Source organism: Delftia sp. NA_296.1 (assembly GCF_052692095.1).
Genome location: NZ_JBQZGF010000012.1, coordinates 87,955 through 107,132, shown reverse-complemented (window position 1 = coordinate 107,132; position 19,178 = coordinate 87,955). Strand labels below are relative to the sequence as shown.

Below are 19,178 nucleotides of genomic sequence, written 5' to 3'. Positions count from 1 at the left end.
TCACGCGCCCTGCCCGCGCCCGGCCGCGGCGGCCTGCGAGCGTTCGAAGCCGGTGATGGCATCCACCTTCAGGGCCGAGCTGCCGCCATCGAAGCGCGATGCAAGGAAGCGGTCCACGATGGCCTTGGCCAGTTCCACCCCGATCACGCGCGAGCCCAGCGTGATGATCTGCGCGTCGTTGCTGCGGCTGGCGCGCTCGGCCGAATAGGTGTCATGGGCCTGCGCGGCGCGGATGCCCGCCACCTTGTTGGCGGCAATGGCCATGCCTATGCCCGTGCCGCACAGGAGAACGCCGCGCTCATGCCGGCCCTGAACGATGGCCTGCGCCACCGCGATGCCGATGTCGGGGTAGAGCACCGGCTCGCCGTCGTGCGTGCCGAAGTCGGCCACTTCGTGGCCCTGGGCCAGCAGATGCTGCTTCACGGCGTTCTTGAGGTCGCAGGCGGCTTCGTCGCAGCCGATGGCCAGCTTCATGGCATCCCCTTCATTACAAAAGACCACCACATGATCATTTGATCAATGTTTTTTGAGAGTCTTCTCAATCGAAGAGCAGTTGTCAAACAACGATAGCTATGTGAGTCGGCAAGATGAATACGTAACCTGTTGAATTTTCTACAAAATTCATCAAATCCTATCGTTTTCCCTTGGCTATTGAATAGTCAAAAGGCATTGACATGCCAATTTCAACAAATCAAAAATGACCACCAAATGATCATATGAACAGTCTTCGGCATACCCGCCGGGACCGCACCTGGAGGAGACAAAGGCATGACGACCAACCGCGTGATCAACGACCCCGACCGGGTGGTGGAGGACATGCTCCAGGGCTGGATCGCCGCCCATGGCGACACCCTGCGCATCGACGCCGGCAATACCCGCGTCGTGCGCCTGCATGGCGCGCCACGCAGGGGCAAGGTGGGCATCGTGACGGGCGGCGGGTCGGGCCACGAACCAGCCTTTCTGGGCTATGTGGGCGCAGGCCTGTGCGACGCCGCCGCCGTGGGCGAGGTCTTCTCGTCCCCCACGGCCAGAAGCTTCTACGACGCCATGCGCGCAGCCGATGGCGGCGCCGGCGTGGCCTGCCTGTATGGCAACTACGCAGGCGACAACATGAACGTGGCCATGGCCGTGCAGATGGCTGCGGCCGAAGGCATGGCGGTCAGGACCGTGGTGGCCAACGACGACGTGCCTTCAGCCGCGCGGGGCGACGAGGCCAGCCGCCGCGGCGTGGCCGGCGAGATCCTGATGTGGAAGGTGGCGGGCGCCCGGGCGGCCATGGGTGCCAGCCTCGACGAAGTGATCGCCCTCGCCCGGCACGCCATGGCCCGCACGCGCAGCATCGGCATCGGCCTGTCGGCATGCACCATTCCCGCCGTGGGCAAGGCCAATTTCCATATCGAACGCGGCAGCATGGAGGTCGGCATAGGCCACCATGGCGAGCCCGGCATGTCCGTGCACCGCACGGCCACGGCGGCCGATATGGCCGAGCGCATGCTGGACACCCTGCTGCCCGACCTGCCCTTCGCCCCGGGCGACCGCGTGGCCGTGCTGCTGTCCGGCCTGGGCGCCACGCCGCTGATGGAGCAGTACATCCTCTATGGCGAGGTGGCCCGGCGCCTGCAAGAACGCGGCATTCAGGTGGCCTTCCGGCTGGTGGGCAATCTCTTCACGTCGCTGGAGATGATGGGCATCACACTCACGCTGATGCAGCTGGACGACGAGCTGCTGGCCTGCCTCAAGGCACCCTGCCAGTCAGTCGCCCTGACCCTGGCCGGCGGGCTGCCGCCCCAGCCGCAGGACGCCATTCCAACGCCGCCCTCTGCTCCGGCACGGACGCCGGCACAAACCCAGGAACAGGCACAAACCGCCCGCCCCCCAGCCGCAAGGCGCACCAGCGAAGGGCCGGCCATCGCGCTCGATGGCGCGGGCAACATCGTGCGCGAGCTGATCACGGCCATCGTCGGCCACCGGGAGTTCCTGAGCGAGATCGACGGCCTGATCGGCGATGGCGATCACGGCATCAACATGGCCAAGGGCTTTTCCGGCTGCGGCGCACGGCTCGATGCCATGGACGCCAGCCAGGCAGCGCAACTGCCTGCAGCGCTTCAGCAGCTGTCCCAGGCGTTGATGGACGATATCGGCGGCTCCATGGGCCCGCTGTACGGCAGCTTCTTCCAAGGCTTCGCCGCTGTTCTTGGGCCGGAGCAGGAGATGGATGCCACCCTGTTCGGCCAGGCCCTGGCGCGGGCCGTCGCCGATGTGCAGGAGATGGGCAAGGCCCAGGTGGGCGACAAGACCCTCATCGATACGCTGGCCCCGGCCCTGCAGGCCTACCGGCAATCGCTGCAGGCCGGCGCCGGTTTCCGCGAGGCGCTGCAGGCCATGGAGGCCGCGGCCGAGGCGGGCAAGGAATCCACGCGCCACCTGCAGGCCCGTATCGGGCGCTCGGCCCGGCTGGGGCCGCGCTCCATCGGCGTGCTGGACGCGGGCGCCACGTCCTGCTGGCTGATTCTGAGCACCCTGGCGCAGTCGCTGCAGCGGCGACTGGCGCAAGCCTCAGCCTAGGGCTCAGCGCCTGCGGGCAGCGCCGCGCACCAGCAGCACCAAGACGGCCACGCTAATGATGGCGAAGCAGATGAAGGACCAGTTGGCGATGGAGCCGCCCAGAAAGCTCCAGTCCACGGCGGCGCAGTCGCCCGAGCCACGGAAGATCATGGGCACGGCACGGCTGATGGAGTAGTTCTCGATCATTCCGTAGAAGTCGCGGCCGCAGGTGGCGAACTCGGGCGGATACCACTGCAGCCAGCTCTGGCGCGCGGCGACGAAGGCGCCAAAGCCTGCAGCCACCAGCGCCAGCACGCCCCAGCTGATCAGCCAGCCGCGACCGCCGCGCACACTGCCCAGGCCCGTGAAGAGGGCCACGCCGATCAATGCATAGCGCTGCACGATGCACATCGGGCAGGGCTCCAGCCCGACCACATGCTGCAGATACATGCCGAAGGCCAGCATGGCCACGCAGGCCAGGCTGATGAGCGCCAGGATGCGGCGCGGAGCGTTGTCAAACCATTGAAGCATTCTTGTCTTTCGTCACCCGGTTGAATGAAATCAGGGCTGCGGCGCCGGCCCGGCGCTGCAGCCCTGTTCAGCGGGTGCAGGAAGCCGTTGCCGCGCCGTCAGATGCCAGCCGCCTCGTCCAGAAACACCTTGGCACGGCGCGGTGTCACCACCAGGGTTTCCCCCTCGCGCAGGGCCATGTCCCTGAACTGCTGCGCAGGAATCTGCGCCTCGATCAGGCCACCCTCTTCGGCATTGTCCGTGCTTTCGGTGCTCTCCGATGGAATAAGTTCCAGGCGCGCAATGGGCCCCACGACGATGGCGCGGGCCAGCTGCACGACGATGCCCGTGGGCCGTCCCTGGACGTCCAGGTTCTGGCCGGGCGAGTAGCGCTCCACCTCCAGATCGTGCGGGCGCACATAGGCGAAGGCCTTGCTGTCGCTGGCGCCCTTGGCGTCGTGGCTGTCCAGCTGGGTGCCGTCGTCCAGGTAGACGCGGCCATCGCTGGCGCGGCCCTTGAACAGGTTGACATCGCCCAGGAAGCCGTAGACGAAGGGCGTGGCCGGGTTGTCCCAGACCTGCTGGGGCGTGCCCTCCTGCTCGATGCGGCCCTGGTTGATGACGACCACGCGGTCGGCCACTTCCAGTGCCTCCTCCTGGTCGTGGGTCACGAAGATGGAGGTCACGTGCAGCTCGTCATGCAGGCGGCGCAGCCAGCGGCGCAGCTCCTTGCGCACCTTGGCATCCAGCGCGCCGAAGGGCTCGTCGAGCAGCAGCACCTTGGGCTCCACCGCCAGGGCGCGGGCCAGGGCAATGCGCTGGCGCTGGCCGCCCGACAGCTGGGACGGGAAGCGTTCGGCAATCCAGTCCAGCTGCACCAGCTTGAGCAGGCTCATCACCTTCTCGCGGATCTGGGCCTCGCTGGGGCGCTGGCTGCGCGGCTTCACGCGCAGGCCGAAGGCCACGTTCTCGAACACGGTCATGTGGCGGAACAGCGCGTAGTGCTGGAACACGAAGCCCACGTTGCGCTCGCGCACATGGACATCGGTGGTGTCTTCGCCGCTGAAGTGGATGCTGCCCACGTCGGGCGTCTCCAGGCCCGCGATGATGCGCAGCAGCGTGGTCTTGCCGCAGCCCGAGGGGCCGAGCAGTGCGATGAGTTCGCCGGACTGGATGTCCAGGCTCACATCGCGCAGGGCCTGGAAATCGCCGAACTGCTTGCTGACGTTGCGTATTTCAATGCTCATGGTCTTGCTCTTGCTTTTGTCTGGTCGGGGCCGAGGTTCAGGACACCTGCGGCACCTGCGGCACCTGGGATGCCTGGGAAGCCTGGGAAGACGCCGTGGGGCGCTCGGGAGGCAGGTCGGCAGCGGCCTTGGCCTGCTGCTCGGCACGCCACTCGGCCACCGACTTGATGACCAGGGTCACCAGCGCCAGCAGGGCCAGCAGCGAAGCGGCAGCGAAGGCGGCAACGGACTGGTACTCGTTGTAGAGGATCTCCACATGCAGCGGAATGGTGTTGGTCTGGCCGCGGATGTGGCCCGAGACCACCGACACCGCGCCGAACTCGCCCATGGCACGCGCATTGCACAGGATCACGCCGTACAGCAGGCCCCACTTGATGTTGGGCACGGTGACCTTCCAGAAGGTCTGCCAGCCCGTGGCACCCAGCACGATGGCGGCCTGCTCCTCGTCGCTGCCCTGCGCCTGCATCAGCGGGATCAGCTCGCGGGCGATGAAGGGGAAGGTCACGAAGATGGTGGCCAGCACGATGCCGGGCACGGCGAAGATGATCTTGATGTCATGCTCGGCCAGCCAGGGGCCGAACCAGCCATGGGCACCGAACACCAGCACGTACATCAGGCCCGCCACCACGGGCGAGATCGAGAACGGCAGGTCGATCAGAGTGATCAGAAAGGCCTTGCCCCGGAACTCGAACTTGGCGATGCACCAGGCCGCCGCCACGCCGAAAACCAGGTTCACCGGCACGGCGATCAGCGCCGTGATCAGGGTCAGCTTGATGGCCGACCAGGCATCGGGCTCCTGCAGGCCGGCGACATAGGCGTCCCAGCCCTTGCGCAGCGCCTCGGTGAACACGGCCGCCAGTGGCAGCACGAGGAACAGGCCGATGAAGATCAGCGCAATGCCCGTGAGAATCCAGCGCACGGCGCGCGGCTCGGTGGTGGTGAGCTTTTCGCGCCGGCCCTTCGGGGGCGCGGTGAGCCTGTACAGCACCAGCACGGCGACCAGCACCGCGCCAATGATCTTGAGAAGCAATGCTTCCTGTGGAGACAACGCCATCTCAAGCCCCTCCCGAATGCTTGCGCTGCCATGCCTGCAGCGCGTTGATGACCAGCAGCATCACGAAGGAGAACAGCAGCATCACCACGGCCACGGCCGTGGCGCCTGCGTAGTCGTATTGCTCCAGCTTGCCAATGATGATCAGCGGGGTGATTTCAGAAATCATGGGCATGTTGCCCGCGATGAAGATGACCGATCCGTACTCGCCGATGGCGCGTGCAAACGCCATGGCAAAGCCCGTGAGCAGCGCGGGCGTGATGGCCGGCAGGATCACCTTGTAGAAGATCTGCCAGCGCGAGGCGCCCAGGCTGGTGGCCGCCTCTTCCAGCTCCTTCTCGGAGTCTTCCAGCACCGGCTGCACCGTGCGCACGACAAAGGGCAGGCCGATGAAGATCAGCGCAATGACCACGCCGTTCGGGTTGAAGGCCAACTGGATGCCGTAGGGCTCCAGGTACTGACCCACCCAGCCGTTGCCGGCCAGCAAGGCGGTCAGCGAAATGCCGGCCACGGCCGTGGGCAGGGCAAAGGGCAGGTCCACCAGGGCATCGACGATCTTCTTGCCCGGGAACTTGTAGCGCACCAGCACCCAGGCGATCAGCAGGCCGAACACCAGGTTCACGCAGGCCGCCGCAAACGAGGCGCCAAACGTCAACCGGTACGAGGCCAGCACGCGCGGCGAGGCCACGGCCTCCCAGAACTGGGGCCAGGTGAGCGAGAAGGTCTTGAACAGCAGTGCCGACAACGGGATCAGCACGATCAGGCTCAGATAAAACAGCGTATAGCCCAAGGTCAGCCCGAAGCCGGGCAAAACGCGCTTGGCGCCGCGCCCTTTGCGCGCCGCACCGGACGGTGCGGGCACAGGAGCGTCGGCGCCAGGCCTTGGGCTGGTCGGAACGGCAGACACCATGTTGGATTCCAAATCAGCCAATGTGGGGAGGTGGCCTCAGGCGGACTGCGCCGCCTTCATGCCTGCTTGCGTGCTTACTTGCCGGGGACGTAGATCTTGTCGAACTGTCCGCCGTCGTTGAAGTGCACCTTCTGGGCTTCGGACAGCGAGCCGAAATACTTGGCCACGGTGAACTGCTTGATGGGCTTGAACACATCGGCATGCTTCTTGAGCACGGCCTCGGAGCGGGGGCGCAGCGCGTGCTGTGCGGCGATTTCCTGGGCCTCGTCGGAGTACAGCCAGGCCAGGTAGTCATGGGCCAGCTGGCCCGTGCCCTTCTTGGCCACGGTGCGCTCGACCACGGCCACGGGGTTCTCGGCCACGATGGACACCGAGGGATGGACGGCATCGACCTTGCCCTTGCCGAATTCGCGGTCCACGGAGACCACTTCGGATTCGAAGGTGATCAGCACGTCGCCGATATTGCGCTGCAGGAAGATGCTGGTCGCGTCGCGGCCGCCCTTGCCCAGCACGGGCACGTTCTTGTAGAGCTGCTGCACGAACTCGGCCGCCTGCGCGTCGGTGCCGCCCTTCTCGCGCACCGAACCCCAGGCCGCCAGGTAGGCGTAGCGGCCATTGCCGCCGGTCTTGGGATTGACCACCACGACCTTCACGTCGGGGCGGATCAGGTCGCTCCAGTCCTTGATGTTCTTGGGATTGCCGTTGCGCACCAGGAACAGCATGGTCGATGTGGTGGGCGAGGCGTCATTGGGGAATTTCTTGGCCCAGTCCTTGGCGACCACGCCGCTGTCGGCCAGGAACTGCACGTCGGTGGTGGTGTTGAAGGTCACCACGTCGGCGGCCAGGCCGTCGTTGACGGCACGCGCCTGGGCGCTGGAGCCACCGTGCGACTGGTCCACCTTGATGTCCACGCCCTTGGTCTTCTTGTAGTGGGCGACGAAGGCGGCGTTGTAGTCCTTGTAGAACTCGCGTGCCACGTCGTAGGAAACGTTGAGCAGCTGGTTCTGGGCCGATACCGTTCCCGCGGCGGCCAGCGCCAGGGTGGCCAACAAAGTCTTGAGCTTCAAAGAATGCATGGTTCGCTGCCTTTTATTAGTGGACATCTCTGCGGTGTATTCACAGACAGTCACATTGTGCGAACGCTGACTTAAAACTCAAAAGAATATATTTTTGTTTGTTAATGGCCTGTCACCATATAAAGAACCTGCCCTGCCCGCGGTCACCCGCCGACCCATCACAGACCGGCAGCCCATGGCGCGCCAGCGCCAGTGCCCGCAGAGACGGAGGCATGCGCAGCCGCCACACGTGGCGGACGCGGCGAGCGCGGCGAACGCGCGGCAGGCCGGGGCTGGGCCGGCTGCCAGCTGTCGCCCTGCATCAGCGACTGCAGCAGCGCCAGGCCCAGGGGCCAGTCGCCAAAGCCCGATTCGACATTGATGTGCCCCGCGTTCTGCAGCCGCACGAACTCGCTTCCCCAGGCCCGCGCATAGGCGCCAGCCCGGCGGATCGGACAGTAGGGGTCGTTGCTGCTGGCCACCAGCACGCTGCGGTACGGCAGCGGCGCATAGGGCACAGGCGCAAAGTCGGCCAGCTGGGCACGGCGCTCGGGATCGGCCGGCGCCACCAGCAGCGCACCGCGCACGCGCGCACTGGCCTCGGGGCCCAGGTGCGCGGCCGTGATGCAGCCCAGGCTGTGGGCGGCCAGCACCACCGGTTCGGGCCGGGACAGCACCAGTTGCTCCAGCGCGGCCACCCAGGGGTCGCGGTGGGGCACCAGCCAGTCGTCCTGCTCCACGCGCTCGGCATGCGGCAGCTGCTGCGCCCACAGGCTTTGCCAGTGGTCAGGACCGGAGTTGCGCCAGCCGGGCACGATGATGATGCGGTGGGGATTCATGGGTTCTCCTGGACTGTCCATTGCTGGACATGGGCCCCGATTGTGGAGAACACCGCCAACTATCCCAACGAACGTTTTGTTGTTTTCTTATGGCGTGGCGAGGTGCAACCCAACCCTAGCGTACCGCCGGCTCGCGCGTGGCATGGCTGTTGCGCCCCGGCACGGTCTCGCCGAGGAAGTCCAGGAAATGCCGCACGGCCGGCGCCAGGCCGCGCCGCGAGGGGAAGACCGCGTGCACGATGCCCTGGGGCGGCTCCCAGCCCGGCAGCAGGTGCACGAGCCGGCCCTCGGCTAGTTCCTCGTGGCACATGTAGTCAGGCAGCCAGCACATGCCGCTGCCGGCCAGCGCTGCGAATTTCAGCGTCAGCAGGTCATCCACCACATAGCGCGGCTGCAGCTGCAGGCGTTGCTCGCGGCCTTCGGGGCCGACCAGCAGCAGGCTGGACTGGCCATCCACCGCCGACATGGACATGCTGTCCAGGTGCTGCAGGTCGACCAATGCACGCGGCGTGCCCTGGCGCTCCAGCAGCTCCGGGCTGGCCACGAGGATCTGGCGCGCCACATCCAGCCGCTTGACGACCATGGAGCCGCTGTCCTCCAGGCTGGGGCGCACGCGCAGCGCCACGTCGATGCCCTCCTCCACCAGGTTCACGGGCCGGTTGGTCACCTGCATCTCCACATGCACCAGCGGGCAGCGCTGCAGGAACTGGGGCATGAGCTCGCCCAGCACGGTCTGGGCCAGGGTCACGGGGCAGCTCACGCGGATGGTGCCGCGCGGCTCGGTCTGCACCTCGGCCACGGTGTCGGCGGCGGCCAGGGCCGCATCGCGCATGGCCTGGCAATGGCGCAGATAGGCCTCACCCACCTGGGTCAGCGAGAGCTTGCGCGTGGTGCGCTGCAGCAGGCGCACGCCCAGCCGAGCCTCCAGCTCCGCCACCCGCCGCGACAGCCGCGACTTGGGTATGCCCAGCGCCCGCCCGGCAGAGGCAAAGCCGCCGCGCTCCACCACCTCGGCGAAGTACAGCATGTCGTTGAGATCCATCATGTCGCGCATCCCTCCCCTGTGCTCATTGACTGCAAATTCAGGACAATCTATCGCAATTTCGGCGGCTTATCAAAGACTCTGTCCAAATTCACAATTGATCCCATCGTCGGCCCTACAAGCTTTCCCGAGTGGCCGATCCCAACCGCGATCCCAACCGACATCCCAGGAGCTTTTTCATGCAAGTTCTGCACATCGACTCTTCCATCACCGGCGCCGCTTCGGTGTCCCGCCAGCTGACCGCCCAGACCGTGGCTGCCCTGGTGGCCGCCAACCCCGGCGCCAAGGTCGAATACCTGGATCTGGCCGTGAACGCCCCCGACCACCTGAACGCAGTGTCCATGGGCTTTCGCACCGGCCAGGCCGCCACGACGGAAGCCGAGCGCGCACAGAACGCCATCTCCGAAGCCCTGGTGAGCCAGTTCCTGGCGGCCGATGTGGTCGTGGTCGGCGCCCCGTTCTACAACTTCACCATCTCCAGCCAGCTCAAGGCCTGGATCGACCGCATCGCCCAGGGCGGCCGCACCTTCCGCTACACCGCAGCCGGCCCCGAAGGCCTGGCCAAGGGCAAGAAGGTCATCGTGGCCTCCACGCGCGGCGGCGTGTACTCCACCAGCGAAATGGGCCAGGCCCTGGAGCACCAGGAAAGCTATCTGAAGACGGTGTTCGGCTTCCTGGGCATCACCGATGTGAGCATCGTGCGCGCAGAAGGCGTGGCCATGGGCGATGAGTCCAAGGCCAAGGCCCTGGAATCGGCCCGCAGCGACATCGTGCGTGCAGCGGCTGCCGCCAATCAGGAAGCGGCCATCGCCGCCTGAGGGCCATTGCAGCCCGCATGGGCTGCCTGCTCAATGAATGGACAAGCGCCTGGGTTTCGGCCCAGGCGCTTTTTGCTTTTGCAGAGGCACGACAGCGGACGTGCCGGGCCGTCCGGAATGCTCCCAATGGACTGTGGCGAATAAAAGAGGTATCCGCCTCTGCACCTCCTTTGAAAAAAGCAATGCGCGATGGGCTTTCGCAGACACACGAAGCTGGTAGGCTGAACCATCACCGCCCTATTCGCGGCCTTGTCCGACACGAACCGTCTGTATTTCAGAAGGACGGCGGACCTGCCGATATCCAGGCAGCCTTATTGCATTCACTGCCTTCCATCCATGCCAGCCACAAGCCACCGTCCCCATGCCCGGCCCCGCGGCCCTGTCCATGTCCGCCCGCCGTCCGATGAAAACCTGGTGATCACGGTGATCGCCGTGTCCCTGCTGGCCATTACCGTGCTGGGCATCGGCGTCTACCAGTTCATGCAGTACCAGCGCGAGCAGGACCAGGAGCAGCTCAATTCGCGCGTCTACCGCAGCTACGTGCGCAACACCGACGAGGCGCCTGCGCCCGAGGAGCCCGAGCAGGCCGCCGCCGCGCCCACCCCCGCCAAGCCCAGCCAGCAGCAGCTGAACCAGGAAATGACGCGCAAGCTGCTGGCCCATCCCGGCGTGACGCCCGGTGCCGGCTTTTCGGCGCCCGGCGTCAAGTCGACGGGCGTGGTGATCATCGACGCCATCGACCAGGCCCAGGCGCGCGAGAAGGCATCGTCCGCCGCACGCCCTGCTGCGGCGATTGCCAACCCGTCTCCCGCTTCCTGACGCTTCTGACGCTTCCTGACCTCTGCGCTCACAGGAGCCGCAACGCAAAAGCCCGGCATTGCCGGGCTTTTTTGTGTCTTGAGCGGCCTTGCCGCACCGCTCACTGGTGCTTGCGCGCCCAGGCAGCGAACTTCTGCACGAAGCCGTTCACGAAATCACGGCTGCCGGCGCCGATGGAGCCGTCTTCGGCAAACAGGCCGTCCTTGGCCTGGATGAAGATTTCGGGCTGGGCCAGCGTCGGCATGTCCAGGTAGGCCAGCACATTGCGCAGGTGCTGCTGCGCCAGCGCCGTGCCGATGGCACCCACGGAGACGCCGGCCACGGCAGCGGGCTTGCCGGCCCAGACGCTCTTGCCGTAGGGGCGCGAGCCCTGGTCCAGCGCATTCTTGAGCACGCCGGGAATCGAGCGGTTGTACTCGGGCGTCAGGAACAGCACGGCCTGGGCCGACTGGATCTGGGCGCGGAACTGCTTGACCACGTCCACCTCATTGCCGTCATGGTCCTGGTTGTACAGGGGCAGGTTGTCGATGGCGACCTGCTCGAAGACCAGGCCTTCGGGCGCCAGGCGCGCAATGGCGTCGGCGAATTTGCGGTTGAAGGAATCCTTGCGCAGGCTGCCCACGATGACAGCGACCTTGATCTGGCTCATGCATTGCTCCTGGAGGAAATGGCGGGAAACGGGCGGGAAAGAGGCGGGAGGGGCACCTCCCGCAAGCAGCCATTATGTGGCCGCCTTCAGCGGGCTCACTGTAGGAAGGAGGGCTTGGCGTAGCCCTGGAACTTGCTGTCCACCACGGCCTTGAATTCGGCGGAGCGGTAGACCTCGGCCAGGTCCTTGGCCCATGCCGTGCCCTGGTCCTTCTTCTTGATGGCCACCACGTTCAGGTAGTGGTCGGGGGTCTTTTCCAGCGAGACGGCCTCGGTCAGCTTCAGGCCCGAAGAGATGGCGAAATTGCCGTTGATGATGGCGTACTCGGTGTCGCCCAGCGAACGCGGCAGTTGTGCGGCTTCCAGCGGGATGAACTTGAGCTTGCGCGGATTCTCGGCCAGGTCCTTTTCGGACACGCGCAGCGGATCGATGCCGGGCTTGGCCTTGATCAGCCCGGCCTGCTCCAGCAGCACCAGTGCACGCGCCAGGTTGCTCGGGTCGTTGGGCAGGGTCACGCGGTCGCCTTCCTTGGCTTCGGCCAGGGTCTTGCGGGTCTTGGAATACACGCCCAGGGGGGCAATGGGGCCTTGCACCAGCTCCACCAGATCCAGCTTCTGGTCGGCCGCGAACTTCTGCAGGTAGACGCGGTGCTGGAAGAAGTTGGCGTCCAGCGAGCCCTGGGCCAGCGCCAGGTTGGGCTGCACGTAGTCGTTGAATTCCACCAGCTTGACCTGGTAGCCCTTCTTTTGCAGCAGCGGCACGATGCCCTGCTTGAGCTGGTCGATGTTGGAGCCTGCCGTGCCGCCGATCACCAGCTGCTTCTTGTCGGCCTGGGCGTGGGCGGGCAGCGCCAGCACGCTGGCAGCGGCAAGGGCGGCGGCCGAGGCCAGCAGATGGCGGCGCACGAAGGAAAGGGATGCGGTCATGTCGGAATCCTTTTTTTGGGAGAGAGCGGGAAGAAAGAAGAAAGCGGGTCTGGACAGCGCGCTCAGCCGCGCTTGTCCAGGCGGCGGGCCGCCGTGTTGCCCACGAACTGGATGACCTGGACCATGGCCACGAGGATGGTCACGGTGAGCACCATCACATCGGTCTGGAAGCGGTAGTAGCCGTAGCGGATGGCCAGATCGCCAATGCCGCCGCCGCCCACCACGCCGGCAATGGCGGAGTACGACAGAAAGCTCACGGCCAGCACGGTCAGCGCCAGCACCAAGCCCGAGCGCGCCTCGACGATGAGCACGCGCCAGACGATCTGCAGCTCCGAGGCGCCCATGGCGTGCGCGGCCTCGATCACGCCGCGCGGCACATCGCGCAGGCACTGGTCCACCAGGCGTGCCAGGTAGGGAATGGCCGCCACGGACAGCGGCACGGCCGCAGCCAGCGGGCCGATGGAGGTGCCGGCCAGCCAGCGCGTGAAGGGCACCAGCGCGACCAGCAAGATGATGAAGGGGAAGGACCGCACGGTGTTGACCGTCCAGTTCAGCACGGCGAAGGCCGGGCGGTTGTCCAGCGACTGACCGGGTCCCAGCAGGAACAGCAGCACGCCCAGCGGGCCGCCAATGAGCACGGCGGCCGACAGGCCGATGCCCAGCATCAAAAGGGTCTGGCCCATGGCCAGCCACAGCTCGGGCAGGATTTCGACGATGTTTTCAGACATGGGAATGCGGAATCGAAAAGAAGGGAAAAACGGGAAGGGGCGAAGACCCCATCAGTGCTCGGAGCCACCCACGGCGCGCAGCACCACGGGGCGGGTGGCGCCGCGCTCGCGCAGGGCCTTGTCGGCGCGCTCCACGCGCAGGGCCTCGAGTTCGCTGCCCAGCAGCGTGGCGCGCTGCGGCGCCTCGTAGGCACGGCCCTGCGGCAGGGCGGGCAGCGTGAAGCGTTCGGCCACCTGGCCCTGCTCGATGATGGCCACCTCGCTGCACAGCGCATCGACCACGGCCAGCTCGTGCGTGACGATGACGATGGTCACGCCCAGGCGGCTGTTGATGTCGGCCAGCGTGGCCAGGATGGAGCGCGTGGTCTCGCTGTCCAGCGCCGAGGTGGGCTCGTCGCACAGCAGCACCTGCGGGCGCGGCGCCAGGGCGCGCGCAATCGCCACGCGCTGCTTCTGGCCGCCCGACAGCTGGGCAGGATGGCTGGCTGCCTTGTCGGTCAGGCCGACGATGTCCAGGCACTCGCGCACGCGCTGCTCGATCTGGGCACGCGAATGGCCACCGTGAATGCGCAGCGGAAAGGCCACGTTCTCGAACACGGTGGCGTTCTGCAGCAGGTTGAACTGCTGAAAGATCATGCCGATGTTCTGGCGCGCCTCGCGCAGCGCGCGGCGGCCCAGGTCGGTCAGGCGCTGGCCTGCCACCACCACCTCGCCGCTGTCGGGGCGCTCCAGAAGGTTGATCAGGCGCAGCAGCGTGGACTTGCCCGCACCACTCTTGCCGATCAGGCCGAAGACCGTGCCCTGGCCGATGTCCAGTGATACCGAACGCACGGCATCGAAGTGCTTGCCATCGGCTGTTACAAATTTCTTTTGCAGGTCGCGCAGGCGGATCAGCGCGTTTTCCGGGGCCAAATGGGCGGTCTGGACGGTCATGGAGTCTCGGTTCGGCAGTGAAAACGGTCCTGGGATCGGCAACGGCAGCCTTTGCACCGCCATCTCCAGGCAATGGCGCGCAATTTCCGGGCCCTGTGCTGAGGAGTTGGACGCAGTTGCAAGCCGATGGGCATGCGTTGTCTTGCGTCGTCGCCAAGCACAGGCGAATCCCCAGGATCTGCCGTCATTAGTGTTCTAACGAGTGTGTTGCAAAACGTTGTTCAAACAAAAGAATAAAAAATACGGTGCTTATATCGATTGCCGTCTTTCAAGCCTTGATGTACGGCCTGGACGGCATTGCTAGAATCCGCCCCCGACAGGCCTGTACAACGGCAAGATCCCTTGCGGTTGCGTGCATTACAGGTAAGTGCCCGCTTTCCTTTGCCATGCCCGAATCCTCTCGAACTGCCGACCGCCCTGCCAGCACCGCCAGCCTGCGCGTGGAAGCCGTGCGCCTGCGGCGCGGCATCACAACAGTCTTTGACGGCCTCGACCTGCGGCTGGACGAGCCGCGCGTGGGCCTCATCGGCGACAACGGCGCCGGCAAGACCAGCCTGTTCCGCCTGCTGTGCGGCCTGGATGCGCCCGAGGCCGGGCGCGTGCTGCTGGACGGCACCGAACTGCACGAGGCCCGTGCACAGCGCCCGGGCCAGGTCGGGCTGATGTTCCAGAACCCCGACGACCAGATCATCTTCCCCACCGTGGAGGAAGAGCTGGCCCTGGGTCTGCGCCCTTCGGGCATCTCGCGGCGCGAGGCCACGGAGCGCGCCCGTGCCCTGCTGGCCAGCCGCGGCCTGGCCGACTGGGCACCGCGCGCCGTGGCCGGGCTCAGCCAGGGCCAGCGCCAGCAGGTGTGCTGGCTGGCCCTGCTCATTGCCGCGCCGCGCGTGCTGCTGCTGGACGAGCCCTTCGCCAGCCTGGACTTGCCGGGCCAGGCGCGGCTGGCCCGCGACATCGCGGCTGCCGAGCAGCAGGTGCTGGTCTCCACCCACGTGCTGGACCACGTGCGCAGCTTTGGCCGCGTGCTCTGGCTGGAGCGCGGCCAAGTGCGCGCAGACGGCCCCGGCCATGAGGTCTGCGCGGCCTATGAAGCCGACGTGGCACGCCGGCTGCAAGCGCAGGACTGACGCAGGAGCCGGCCGCCATGGGAAGCCTCTACAGCGAATACACCAGCTGGCTCCATGCCTGGAGCGCGGGCCGCAAGCTGCTGCTCATGGCGCTGCTGGGAACGGGCCTGTTCCTCATCGATTCACCGTGGCTGCTGGCCCTGGCCGGCGCCGCCTGCGGCCTGCTGTGGCTGTCGCTGGGCCGTGCCACCGAGGGTGCACGGCGGCTCATGCTGTCGGTCACCGTGGCCGCCTTGCTGGTCGCCGCCTTCCATGTGTGGATGCAGCACTACGCCCTGGCCGCCGCCAGCGCGCTGCGCCTGGTCTGCGCCTCCACGCTGGGCATGGCGCTGACCGTGAGCACACGCCCCAGCGATCTGGTCGATGTGCTGGAGCGGCTGCTGGCGCCGCTGGAGCGCATCGGCATCTCCCCCGAACAGGTGGCCCTGCAGCTGGCATTGATGCTGCGTTTCACCGAGCATTTCTTTGTGCAGTGGAAGCGCATGGACGATGCCCACCGGCTGCGCACGGGCCGCGCCGGCGGCCTGCGCCTGATTGCGCCGCTGACCATCCACATGCTGCAGGCCACGCGCCGCGTGTCCGACGCGCTGTGGGCGCGCCTGGGCCGCTGAGGCCTGCCCTGCCCCATTTCCCGACCGATCCATACGCAAGAGCCTTGCGAGAACCTTCCGAGAACCGTCCATGACCGCCCCCTCCACCGTCTCACGCGCCTCCGCGCGCTCCATGGCCCAGGTCTCGCTGTTTGCGGCGCTGATGGCGGTCATGGGCCTGATTCCCAAGATCGACCTGCCGCTGGGCGTGCCCATCACCATCCAGTCGCTGGGCGTGATGCTGGCCGGCGTGATGCTCGGCCCCTGGCGCGGCATGCAGTCCATGCTGCTGTTCCTTGCGGCCGTGGCCGTGGGCCTGCCCCTGCTGTCGGGCGGGCGCGGCGGCATTGCCGTCTTCATGGCGCCCTCGGCCGGCTACCTGCTGGGCTACCCGCTGGCGGCCTGCATTGCCGGCCTGGTCATGCGTGCGCTGCCCCAGGGCTCGCCCCGGCGCGCGGCGTTCAGCGCCTTTGCAGCCTCGGCGCTGGGCGGGCTGGTGGCCCTGCATGCCTTTGGCGTGCTGGGCCTCATGCTGATGGCCAAGCTCAGCCTGTCGCAGGCCTTCATGGCCACCTTGCTGTTCGTGCCCGGCGATCTGATCAAGTGCGTGCTGTGCGCCCTGGTGGTGCACACGGTGGCGCGCGGCATGCCGGACTGGCCGTTCGGAGGCCGCCAGCATGGTTGAGCCACTCGCGCCCCACCCGCTGGCCGCGCCGCTGCAGCACCCGTGGACCCTGGTCCATGGCCCGCTGGAGCATTGGGCCCGGCAGCGCCCCGATGCGCTGGCGCTGCAAAGCGAGGCGGGCCAATGGAGCTTTGCCGCGCTGCATGCCGCCGTGCTGCAGCGCTCGGCCGCGCTGGTGGCCGGGCAGGCTCCAGAGATGCTGCTGCTGGACACGGGCGGCAGCGCCAGCACCGTGGATGCCATCGTCGAATTCCTCGCCATCCTCCACAGCGGCCGCTGCGCCGCCGTGGCCGACCCCGATTGGCCCGAGGCCGTGCGCCAGCGCATCGAAGGCTGGCTACCCACGGCGCCCAGCGCTCTGGCCGAGGCCACCGCCACCGGCGCCTTCTACACCGGCTTCACCTCGGGCAGCACCGGGCTGCCCAAGGGCTTCATGCGCCACCACCGTTCGTGGACAGAGAGCTTTCGCGTCTGCCTCGAGGACTTCGGCGCCGTGGCCGCGCAGCGCACCATGGCGCCCGGGCGCATCTCGCATTCGCTGTTCCTGTTCGGCGTGATGCAGGGCCTGTGGTGCGGCGAAGGCGCCGTGGTGCAGGAGCGGTTCTCGGCGGCGCGCTGCCTGGCCTCGCTGGCGCGCGGCGAGGCGCCCTGCCTGGTCGCCGTGCCCAGCCAGTTGCTGCTGATGCTGCAATGGGCCGCACACCGCGCGCTGGCGCCCATCCCCGAGGTGGAACTGATCATGATCAGCGGCGCGCGCTGGATGCGCGCCCAGACCCCGGCCCTGCGCGCGCTGTTTCCGCGCGCACGCATCATCGAGTTCTACGGTGCCTCGGAGGCCAGCTTCATCGCCTGGATGGAGGCCGACGAACAGGCCCCGCCCCAGGCCGTGGGCCGGCCCTTCAGCAATGTGCAGTTGCAGATCCGCCCCGCCACGCAGCAGCCCGGCGACCAGCCCCTGCAGCCGGGCGAGGACGGCCTGATCTACATGCGCAGCCCCATGCTGTTCATGGACTATGTGGGCGAGGCGCGCGATGGCACGGCCGCGCTGCGCGACGGCGAATGGCTGTCCGTGCGCGACATGGGCCATATCGATGCCGGCGGCCAGCTGTGCCTGGCCGGGCGCCAGAGCCGCATGCTCGTCACCCAGGGCAAGAACCTGTTCCCCGAAGAAGTCGAAACCCTGCTGGCCGCGCACCCGGGCGTGGCCCAGGTCTCCATCCAAGGCCTGCCCGACGCCCTGCGCGGCATGCAGGTGCACGCCGTCGTGCAATGGCACGGCGCCGCGCCCGCAGGCTCCGCACAGGCGCTGGCGGCCTGGCTGCGCGAGCGCCTGGAAAGCTACAAGCTGCCGCGCCAATGGTGGAGCTGCACCGACTGGCCGCAGACCGCCAGCGGCAAGACCGACCACGGCCGTCTGGCGCGCGCGCTGGCGGCCACTGCCACCGCCACGGACACGGACACTGGCCGGGCACTGCCCTGCGAACCCGCGCTGCTGCCCCTGCCATGAACCCGCAAGACGCCCCCGTCATCCTGGCCTGGGCGCGCAGCCCCGTCGCCCCCGTGGGCGGTGCGCTGCGCGAACTTGCCGCGCACGAACTGGGCGCGCTCGTGCTCCAGGCCCTGCTGGCCCGGGCCGGCCTGCCTGCCCGGGCCGTGGATGCCGTGGTCTTAGGCAACGCCCTGGGCGCAGGCGGCAACCCGGCCCGCATGCTGGCCCTGGCTGCGGGCTTGCCCGAGCGCTGCGCGGCCCACAGCGTGGACACCCAATGCTGCTCGGGCCTGGACAGCGTGGCCCTGGCTGCAGGCCTGCTGCTGTCGGGCCAGGCCGATATCGTGGTGGCCGGGGGTGCCGAGGCCTGGAGCCGCGCCCCCATCCGCCAGACACGCCCGCGCCATGCAGGCGAGTTGCCCGTCACCTATGACCGCCCCGCGTTCGCTCCCGACCCCGCACGTGACCCGGACCTGCTGCAATCGGCCGCCGACCACGCGCTGGCCCATGGCATCACCCGCGCCGTTCAGGAGGCCCATGCCATCCACAGCCACGCGCTGGCGCTCGCGCACCGCGACCGGCTGGCCCAAGAGATCGTGCCCATGGCCGGGCTGGACCACGACGCCTATCCGCGCGCCTTGAACCCGGCCCGCGTTGCCCGCATGCCCGTGGTTGCCGAAGCGGGTGGCGCCGTTGACGCCCATGCACGCCAGCGCCATGCGCTGAGCACGCCCACCATCTCGCCCAAGGCCGATGGCGCCGCCCTGGTGCTGCTGGCCACGCCGCAGGCCTGCGCACGCCTGGGCCTGCAGCCACGCGCCCGCTGGGTGGCCAGTGCCTCGCTGGGCCATGCGCCCGAAACACCGCTGGTCGCCGCCGCACTGGCGGCCCAGCAGGTGCTGGAGCGTGGAGCCGCAGCGCTGCAGCTTCCTCGCCTGACTGCGGCAGAGCTCCAGGCTGTGGAGCTGCACGATGCCTTCGCCGTGCAGGCCCTGGCCTTTGCCGAAACCCTGGGCCTGCCGCTGCAGCAGCTCAACACCGGCGGCGGTGGCCTGGCGCGCGGTCATCCCATAGGCGCATCGGGCGCGGTTGCGCTGGTGCGCATGCTCTGCGACCTGCACCGCACGCCAGCAGCCCACAGGCCGGCCCTGGGCCTGGCCGCCATTGCCGGTGCGGGCGGCATAGGCGCAGCCTGCCTGGTGCAGGCGCTTTGAAT

The 19,178-nt window shown here is 67.5% G+C and carries 20 protein-coding genes; 8 read left to right on the top strand and 12 right to left on the bottom strand.

Annotated elements, in window-relative coordinates:
- Positions 1-474, bottom strand: a complete 474-nt coding sequence (gene rpiB, locus ACUTR7_RS25425; RefSeq protein ID WP_012206383.1) for a ribose 5-phosphate isomerase B — start codon at positions 472-474, stop codon at positions 1-3.
- 294 nt (positions 475-768) lie between these two features.
- On the opposite strand from rpiB, the gene dhaL reads away from it, so the two are divergent.
- Positions 769-2,565 (top strand): dihydroxyacetone kinase subunit DhaL, encoded by a 1,797-nt coding sequence (dhaL, locus tag ACUTR7_RS25420; protein ID WP_445610104.1) that lies wholly within the window; start codon positions 769-771, stop codon positions 2,563-2,565.
- A 3-nt stretch (positions 2,566-2,568) separates the two neighbouring features.
- On the opposite strand, the gene ACUTR7_RS25415 is transcribed toward dhaL, so the two are convergent.
- The 7 genes from ACUTR7_RS25415 to ACUTR7_RS25385 all read right to left on the bottom strand — a co-directional run bounded on the left by ACUTR7_RS25415 (position 2,569) and on the right by ACUTR7_RS25385 (position 9,201).
- Positions 2,569-3,075, bottom strand: a complete 507-nt coding sequence (locus tag ACUTR7_RS25415; RefSeq protein ID WP_445610103.1) for a disulfide bond formation protein B — start codon at positions 3,073-3,075, stop codon at positions 2,569-2,571.
- Between the two features lie 98 nt (positions 3,076-3,173).
- Positions 3,174-4,301 (bottom strand): sulfate/molybdate ABC transporter ATP-binding protein, encoded by a 1,128-nt coding sequence (locus ACUTR7_RS25410; RefSeq protein WP_013801698.1) that lies wholly within the window; start codon positions 4,299-4,301, stop codon positions 3,174-3,176.
- Between the two features lie 37 nt (positions 4,302-4,338).
- A complete protein-coding gene (cysW, locus tag ACUTR7_RS25405) occupies positions 4,339-5,355 on the bottom strand; it encodes a sulfate ABC transporter permease subunit CysW (protein WP_445610102.1) in 1,017 nt (338 codons plus the stop codon).
- Between the two features lies 1 nt (position 5,356).
- The gene (cysT, locus tag ACUTR7_RS25400; RefSeq protein WP_013801696.1) at positions 5,357-6,262 is read right to left on the bottom strand and encodes a sulfate ABC transporter permease subunit CysT; all 906 of its coding nucleotides are present in this window, start codon (positions 6,260-6,262) and stop codon (positions 5,357-5,359) included.
- A gap of 74 nt (positions 6,263-6,336) precedes the next feature.
- Positions 6,337-7,338: a sulfate ABC transporter substrate-binding protein gene (locus ACUTR7_RS25395; protein ID WP_013801695.1), complete on the bottom strand. Its 1,002-nt coding sequence runs from the start codon at positions 7,336-7,338 to the stop codon at positions 6,337-6,339.
- Positions 7,339-7,496: 158 nt separating this feature from the next.
- A complete protein-coding gene (locus ACUTR7_RS25390) occupies positions 7,497-8,156 on the bottom strand; it encodes an RBBP9/YdeN family alpha/beta hydrolase (protein WP_445610101.1) in 660 nt (219 codons plus the stop codon).
- A gap of 115 nt (positions 8,157-8,271) precedes the next feature.
- Positions 8,272-9,201: a LysR family transcriptional regulator gene (locus ACUTR7_RS25385; RefSeq protein WP_445610100.1), complete on the bottom strand. Its 930-nt coding sequence runs from the start codon at positions 9,199-9,201 to the stop codon at positions 8,272-8,274.
- A 176-nt stretch (positions 9,202-9,377) separates the two neighbouring features.
- On the opposite strand from ACUTR7_RS25385, the gene ACUTR7_RS25380 reads away from it, so the two are divergent.
- A complete protein-coding gene (locus ACUTR7_RS25380; protein WP_012206392.1) occupies positions 9,378-10,016 on the top strand; it encodes an FMN-dependent NADH-azoreductase in 639 nt (212 codons plus the stop codon).
- Positions 10,017-10,352: 336 nt separating this feature from the next.
- Positions 10,353-10,835 carry a hypothetical protein gene (locus ACUTR7_RS25375; RefSeq protein ID WP_445610099.1) on the top strand — a complete coding sequence of 161 codons (483 nt, stop codon included), beginning with the start codon at positions 10,353-10,355 and terminating at the stop codon, positions 10,833-10,835.
- 100 nt (positions 10,836-10,935) lie between these two features.
- On the opposite strand, the gene ACUTR7_RS25370 is transcribed toward ACUTR7_RS25375, so the two are convergent.
- The 4 genes from ACUTR7_RS25370 to ACUTR7_RS25355 form a co-directional block, all read right to left on the bottom strand.
- Positions 10,936-11,484: an NADPH-dependent FMN reductase gene (locus ACUTR7_RS25370; RefSeq protein ID WP_012206394.1), complete on the bottom strand. Its 549-nt coding sequence runs from the start codon at positions 11,482-11,484 to the stop codon at positions 10,936-10,938.
- A gap of 95 nt (positions 11,485-11,579) precedes the next feature.
- On the bottom strand, positions 11,580-12,410 hold the full coding sequence (locus ACUTR7_RS25365; RefSeq protein WP_013801689.1) for a MetQ/NlpA family ABC transporter substrate-binding protein: 831 nt from the start codon (positions 12,408-12,410) through the stop codon (positions 11,580-11,582).
- A 62-nt stretch (positions 12,411-12,472) separates the two neighbouring features.
- Entirely contained in the window at positions 12,473-13,138 is a 666-nt protein-coding gene (locus ACUTR7_RS25360) for a methionine ABC transporter permease (RefSeq protein ID WP_012206396.1), read from the bottom strand.
- A gap of 51 nt (positions 13,139-13,189) precedes the next feature.
- Complete coding sequence (locus ACUTR7_RS25355; RefSeq protein ID WP_034395395.1) at positions 13,190-14,071, bottom strand: methionine ABC transporter ATP-binding protein; 882 nt, start codon at positions 14,069-14,071, stop codon at positions 13,190-13,192.
- A gap of 386 nt (positions 14,072-14,457) precedes the next feature.
- Here ACUTR7_RS25355 and ACUTR7_RS25350 point away from each other — a divergent pair, with 386 nt between their 5' ends.
- The 5 genes from ACUTR7_RS25350 (at position 14,458) to ACUTR7_RS25330 (ending at position 19,176) form a co-directional block, all read left to right on the top strand.
- A complete protein-coding gene (locus ACUTR7_RS25350; RefSeq protein WP_428145709.1) occupies positions 14,458-15,198 on the top strand; it encodes an energy-coupling factor ABC transporter ATP-binding protein in 741 nt (246 codons plus the stop codon).
- Positions 15,199-15,215: 17 nt separating this feature from the next.
- Positions 15,216-15,809 (top strand): energy-coupling factor transporter transmembrane component T family protein, encoded by a 594-nt coding sequence (locus ACUTR7_RS25345; RefSeq protein ID WP_043820550.1) that lies wholly within the window; start codon positions 15,216-15,218, stop codon positions 15,807-15,809.
- 70 nt (positions 15,810-15,879) lie between these two features.
- Positions 15,880-16,473 (top strand): biotin transporter BioY, encoded by a 594-nt coding sequence (locus tag ACUTR7_RS25340; protein WP_013801685.1) that lies wholly within the window; start codon positions 15,880-15,882, stop codon positions 16,471-16,473.
- Positions 16,466-17,980 (top strand): AMP-binding protein, encoded by a 1,515-nt coding sequence (locus ACUTR7_RS25335; RefSeq protein ID WP_445610098.1) that lies wholly within the window; start codon positions 16,466-16,468, stop codon positions 17,978-17,980. The genes ACUTR7_RS25340 and ACUTR7_RS25335 overlap by 8 nt, the downstream gene beginning before the upstream one ends.
- Complete coding sequence (locus ACUTR7_RS25330) at positions 17,977-19,176, top strand: thiolase family protein (protein WP_445610097.1); 1,200 nt, start codon at positions 17,977-17,979, stop codon at positions 19,174-19,176. The genes ACUTR7_RS25335 and ACUTR7_RS25330 overlap by 4 nt, the downstream gene beginning before the upstream one ends.
- The last annotated feature ends 2 nt before the right edge of the window (positions 19,177-19,178 follow it).

Bases quoted from the DNA above. Each gene is read 5' to 3' on its own strand.
- dhaL (WP_445610104.1), top strand. From the start codon at position 769: ATGACGACCAACCGCGTGATCAACGACCCCGACCGGGTGGTGGAGGAC.
- ACUTR7_RS25380 (WP_012206392.1), top strand. From the start codon at position 9,378: ATGCAAGTTCTGCACATCGACTCTTCCATCACCGGCGCCGCTTCGGTG.
- ACUTR7_RS25375 (WP_445610099.1), top strand. From the start codon at position 10,353: ATGCCAGCCACAAGCCACCGTCCCCATGCCCGGCCCCGCGGCCCTGTC.
- cysT (WP_013801696.1), bottom strand. From the start codon at position 6,262: ATGGTGTCTGCCGTTCCGACCAGCCCAAGGCCTGGCGCCGACGCTCCT.
- ACUTR7_RS25385 (WP_445610100.1), bottom strand. From the start codon at position 9,201: ATGATGGATCTCAACGACATGCTGTACTTCGCCGAGGTGGTGGAGCGC.
- ACUTR7_RS25335 (WP_445610098.1), top strand. From the start codon at position 16,466: ATGGTTGAGCCACTCGCGCCCCACCCGCTGGCCGCGCCGCTGCAGCAC.
- rpiB (WP_012206383.1), bottom strand. From the start codon at position 474: ATGAAGCTGGCCATCGGCTGCGACGAAGCCGCCTGCGACCTCAAGAAC.
- ACUTR7_RS25350 (WP_428145709.1), top strand. From the start codon at position 14,458: ATGCCCGAATCCTCTCGAACTGCCGACCGCCCTGCCAGCACCGCCAGC.
- ACUTR7_RS25330 (WP_445610097.1), top strand. From the start codon at position 17,977: ATGAACCCGCAAGACGCCCCCGTCATCCTGGCCTGGGCGCGCAGCCCC.
- ACUTR7_RS25340 (WP_013801685.1), top strand. From the start codon at position 15,880: ATGACCGCCCCCTCCACCGTCTCACGCGCCTCCGCGCGCTCCATGGCC.
- ACUTR7_RS25345 (WP_043820550.1), top strand. From the start codon at position 15,216: ATGGGAAGCCTCTACAGCGAATACACCAGCTGGCTCCATGCCTGGAGC.
- ACUTR7_RS25390 (WP_445610101.1), bottom strand. From the start codon at position 8,156: ATGAATCCCCACCGCATCATCATCGTGCCCGGCTGGCGCAACTCCGGT.
- cysW (WP_445610102.1), bottom strand. From the start codon at position 5,355: ATGGCGTTGTCTCCACAGGAAGCATTGCTTCTCAAGATCATTGGCGCG.
- ACUTR7_RS25415 (WP_445610103.1), bottom strand. From the start codon at position 3,075: ATGCTTCAATGGTTTGACAACGCTCCGCGCCGCATCCTGGCGCTCATC.
- ACUTR7_RS25365 (WP_013801689.1), bottom strand. From the start codon at position 12,410: ATGACCGCATCCCTTTCCTTCGTGCGCCGCCATCTGCTGGCCTCGGCC.
- ACUTR7_RS25370 (WP_012206394.1), bottom strand. From the start codon at position 11,484: ATGAGCCAGATCAAGGTCGCTGTCATCGTGGGCAGCCTGCGCAAGGAT.
- ACUTR7_RS25395 (WP_013801695.1), bottom strand. From the start codon at position 7,338: ATGCATTCTTTGAAGCTCAAGACTTTGTTGGCCACCCTGGCGCTGGCC.
- ACUTR7_RS25355 (WP_034395395.1), bottom strand. From the start codon at position 14,071: ATGACCGTCCAGACCGCCCATTTGGCCCCGGAAAACGCGCTGATCCGC.
- ACUTR7_RS25360 (WP_012206396.1), bottom strand. From the start codon at position 13,138: ATGTCTGAAAACATCGTCGAAATCCTGCCCGAGCTGTGGCTGGCCATG.
- ACUTR7_RS25410 (WP_013801698.1), bottom strand. From the start codon at position 4,301: ATGAGCATTGAAATACGCAACGTCAGCAAGCAGTTCGGCGATTTCCAG.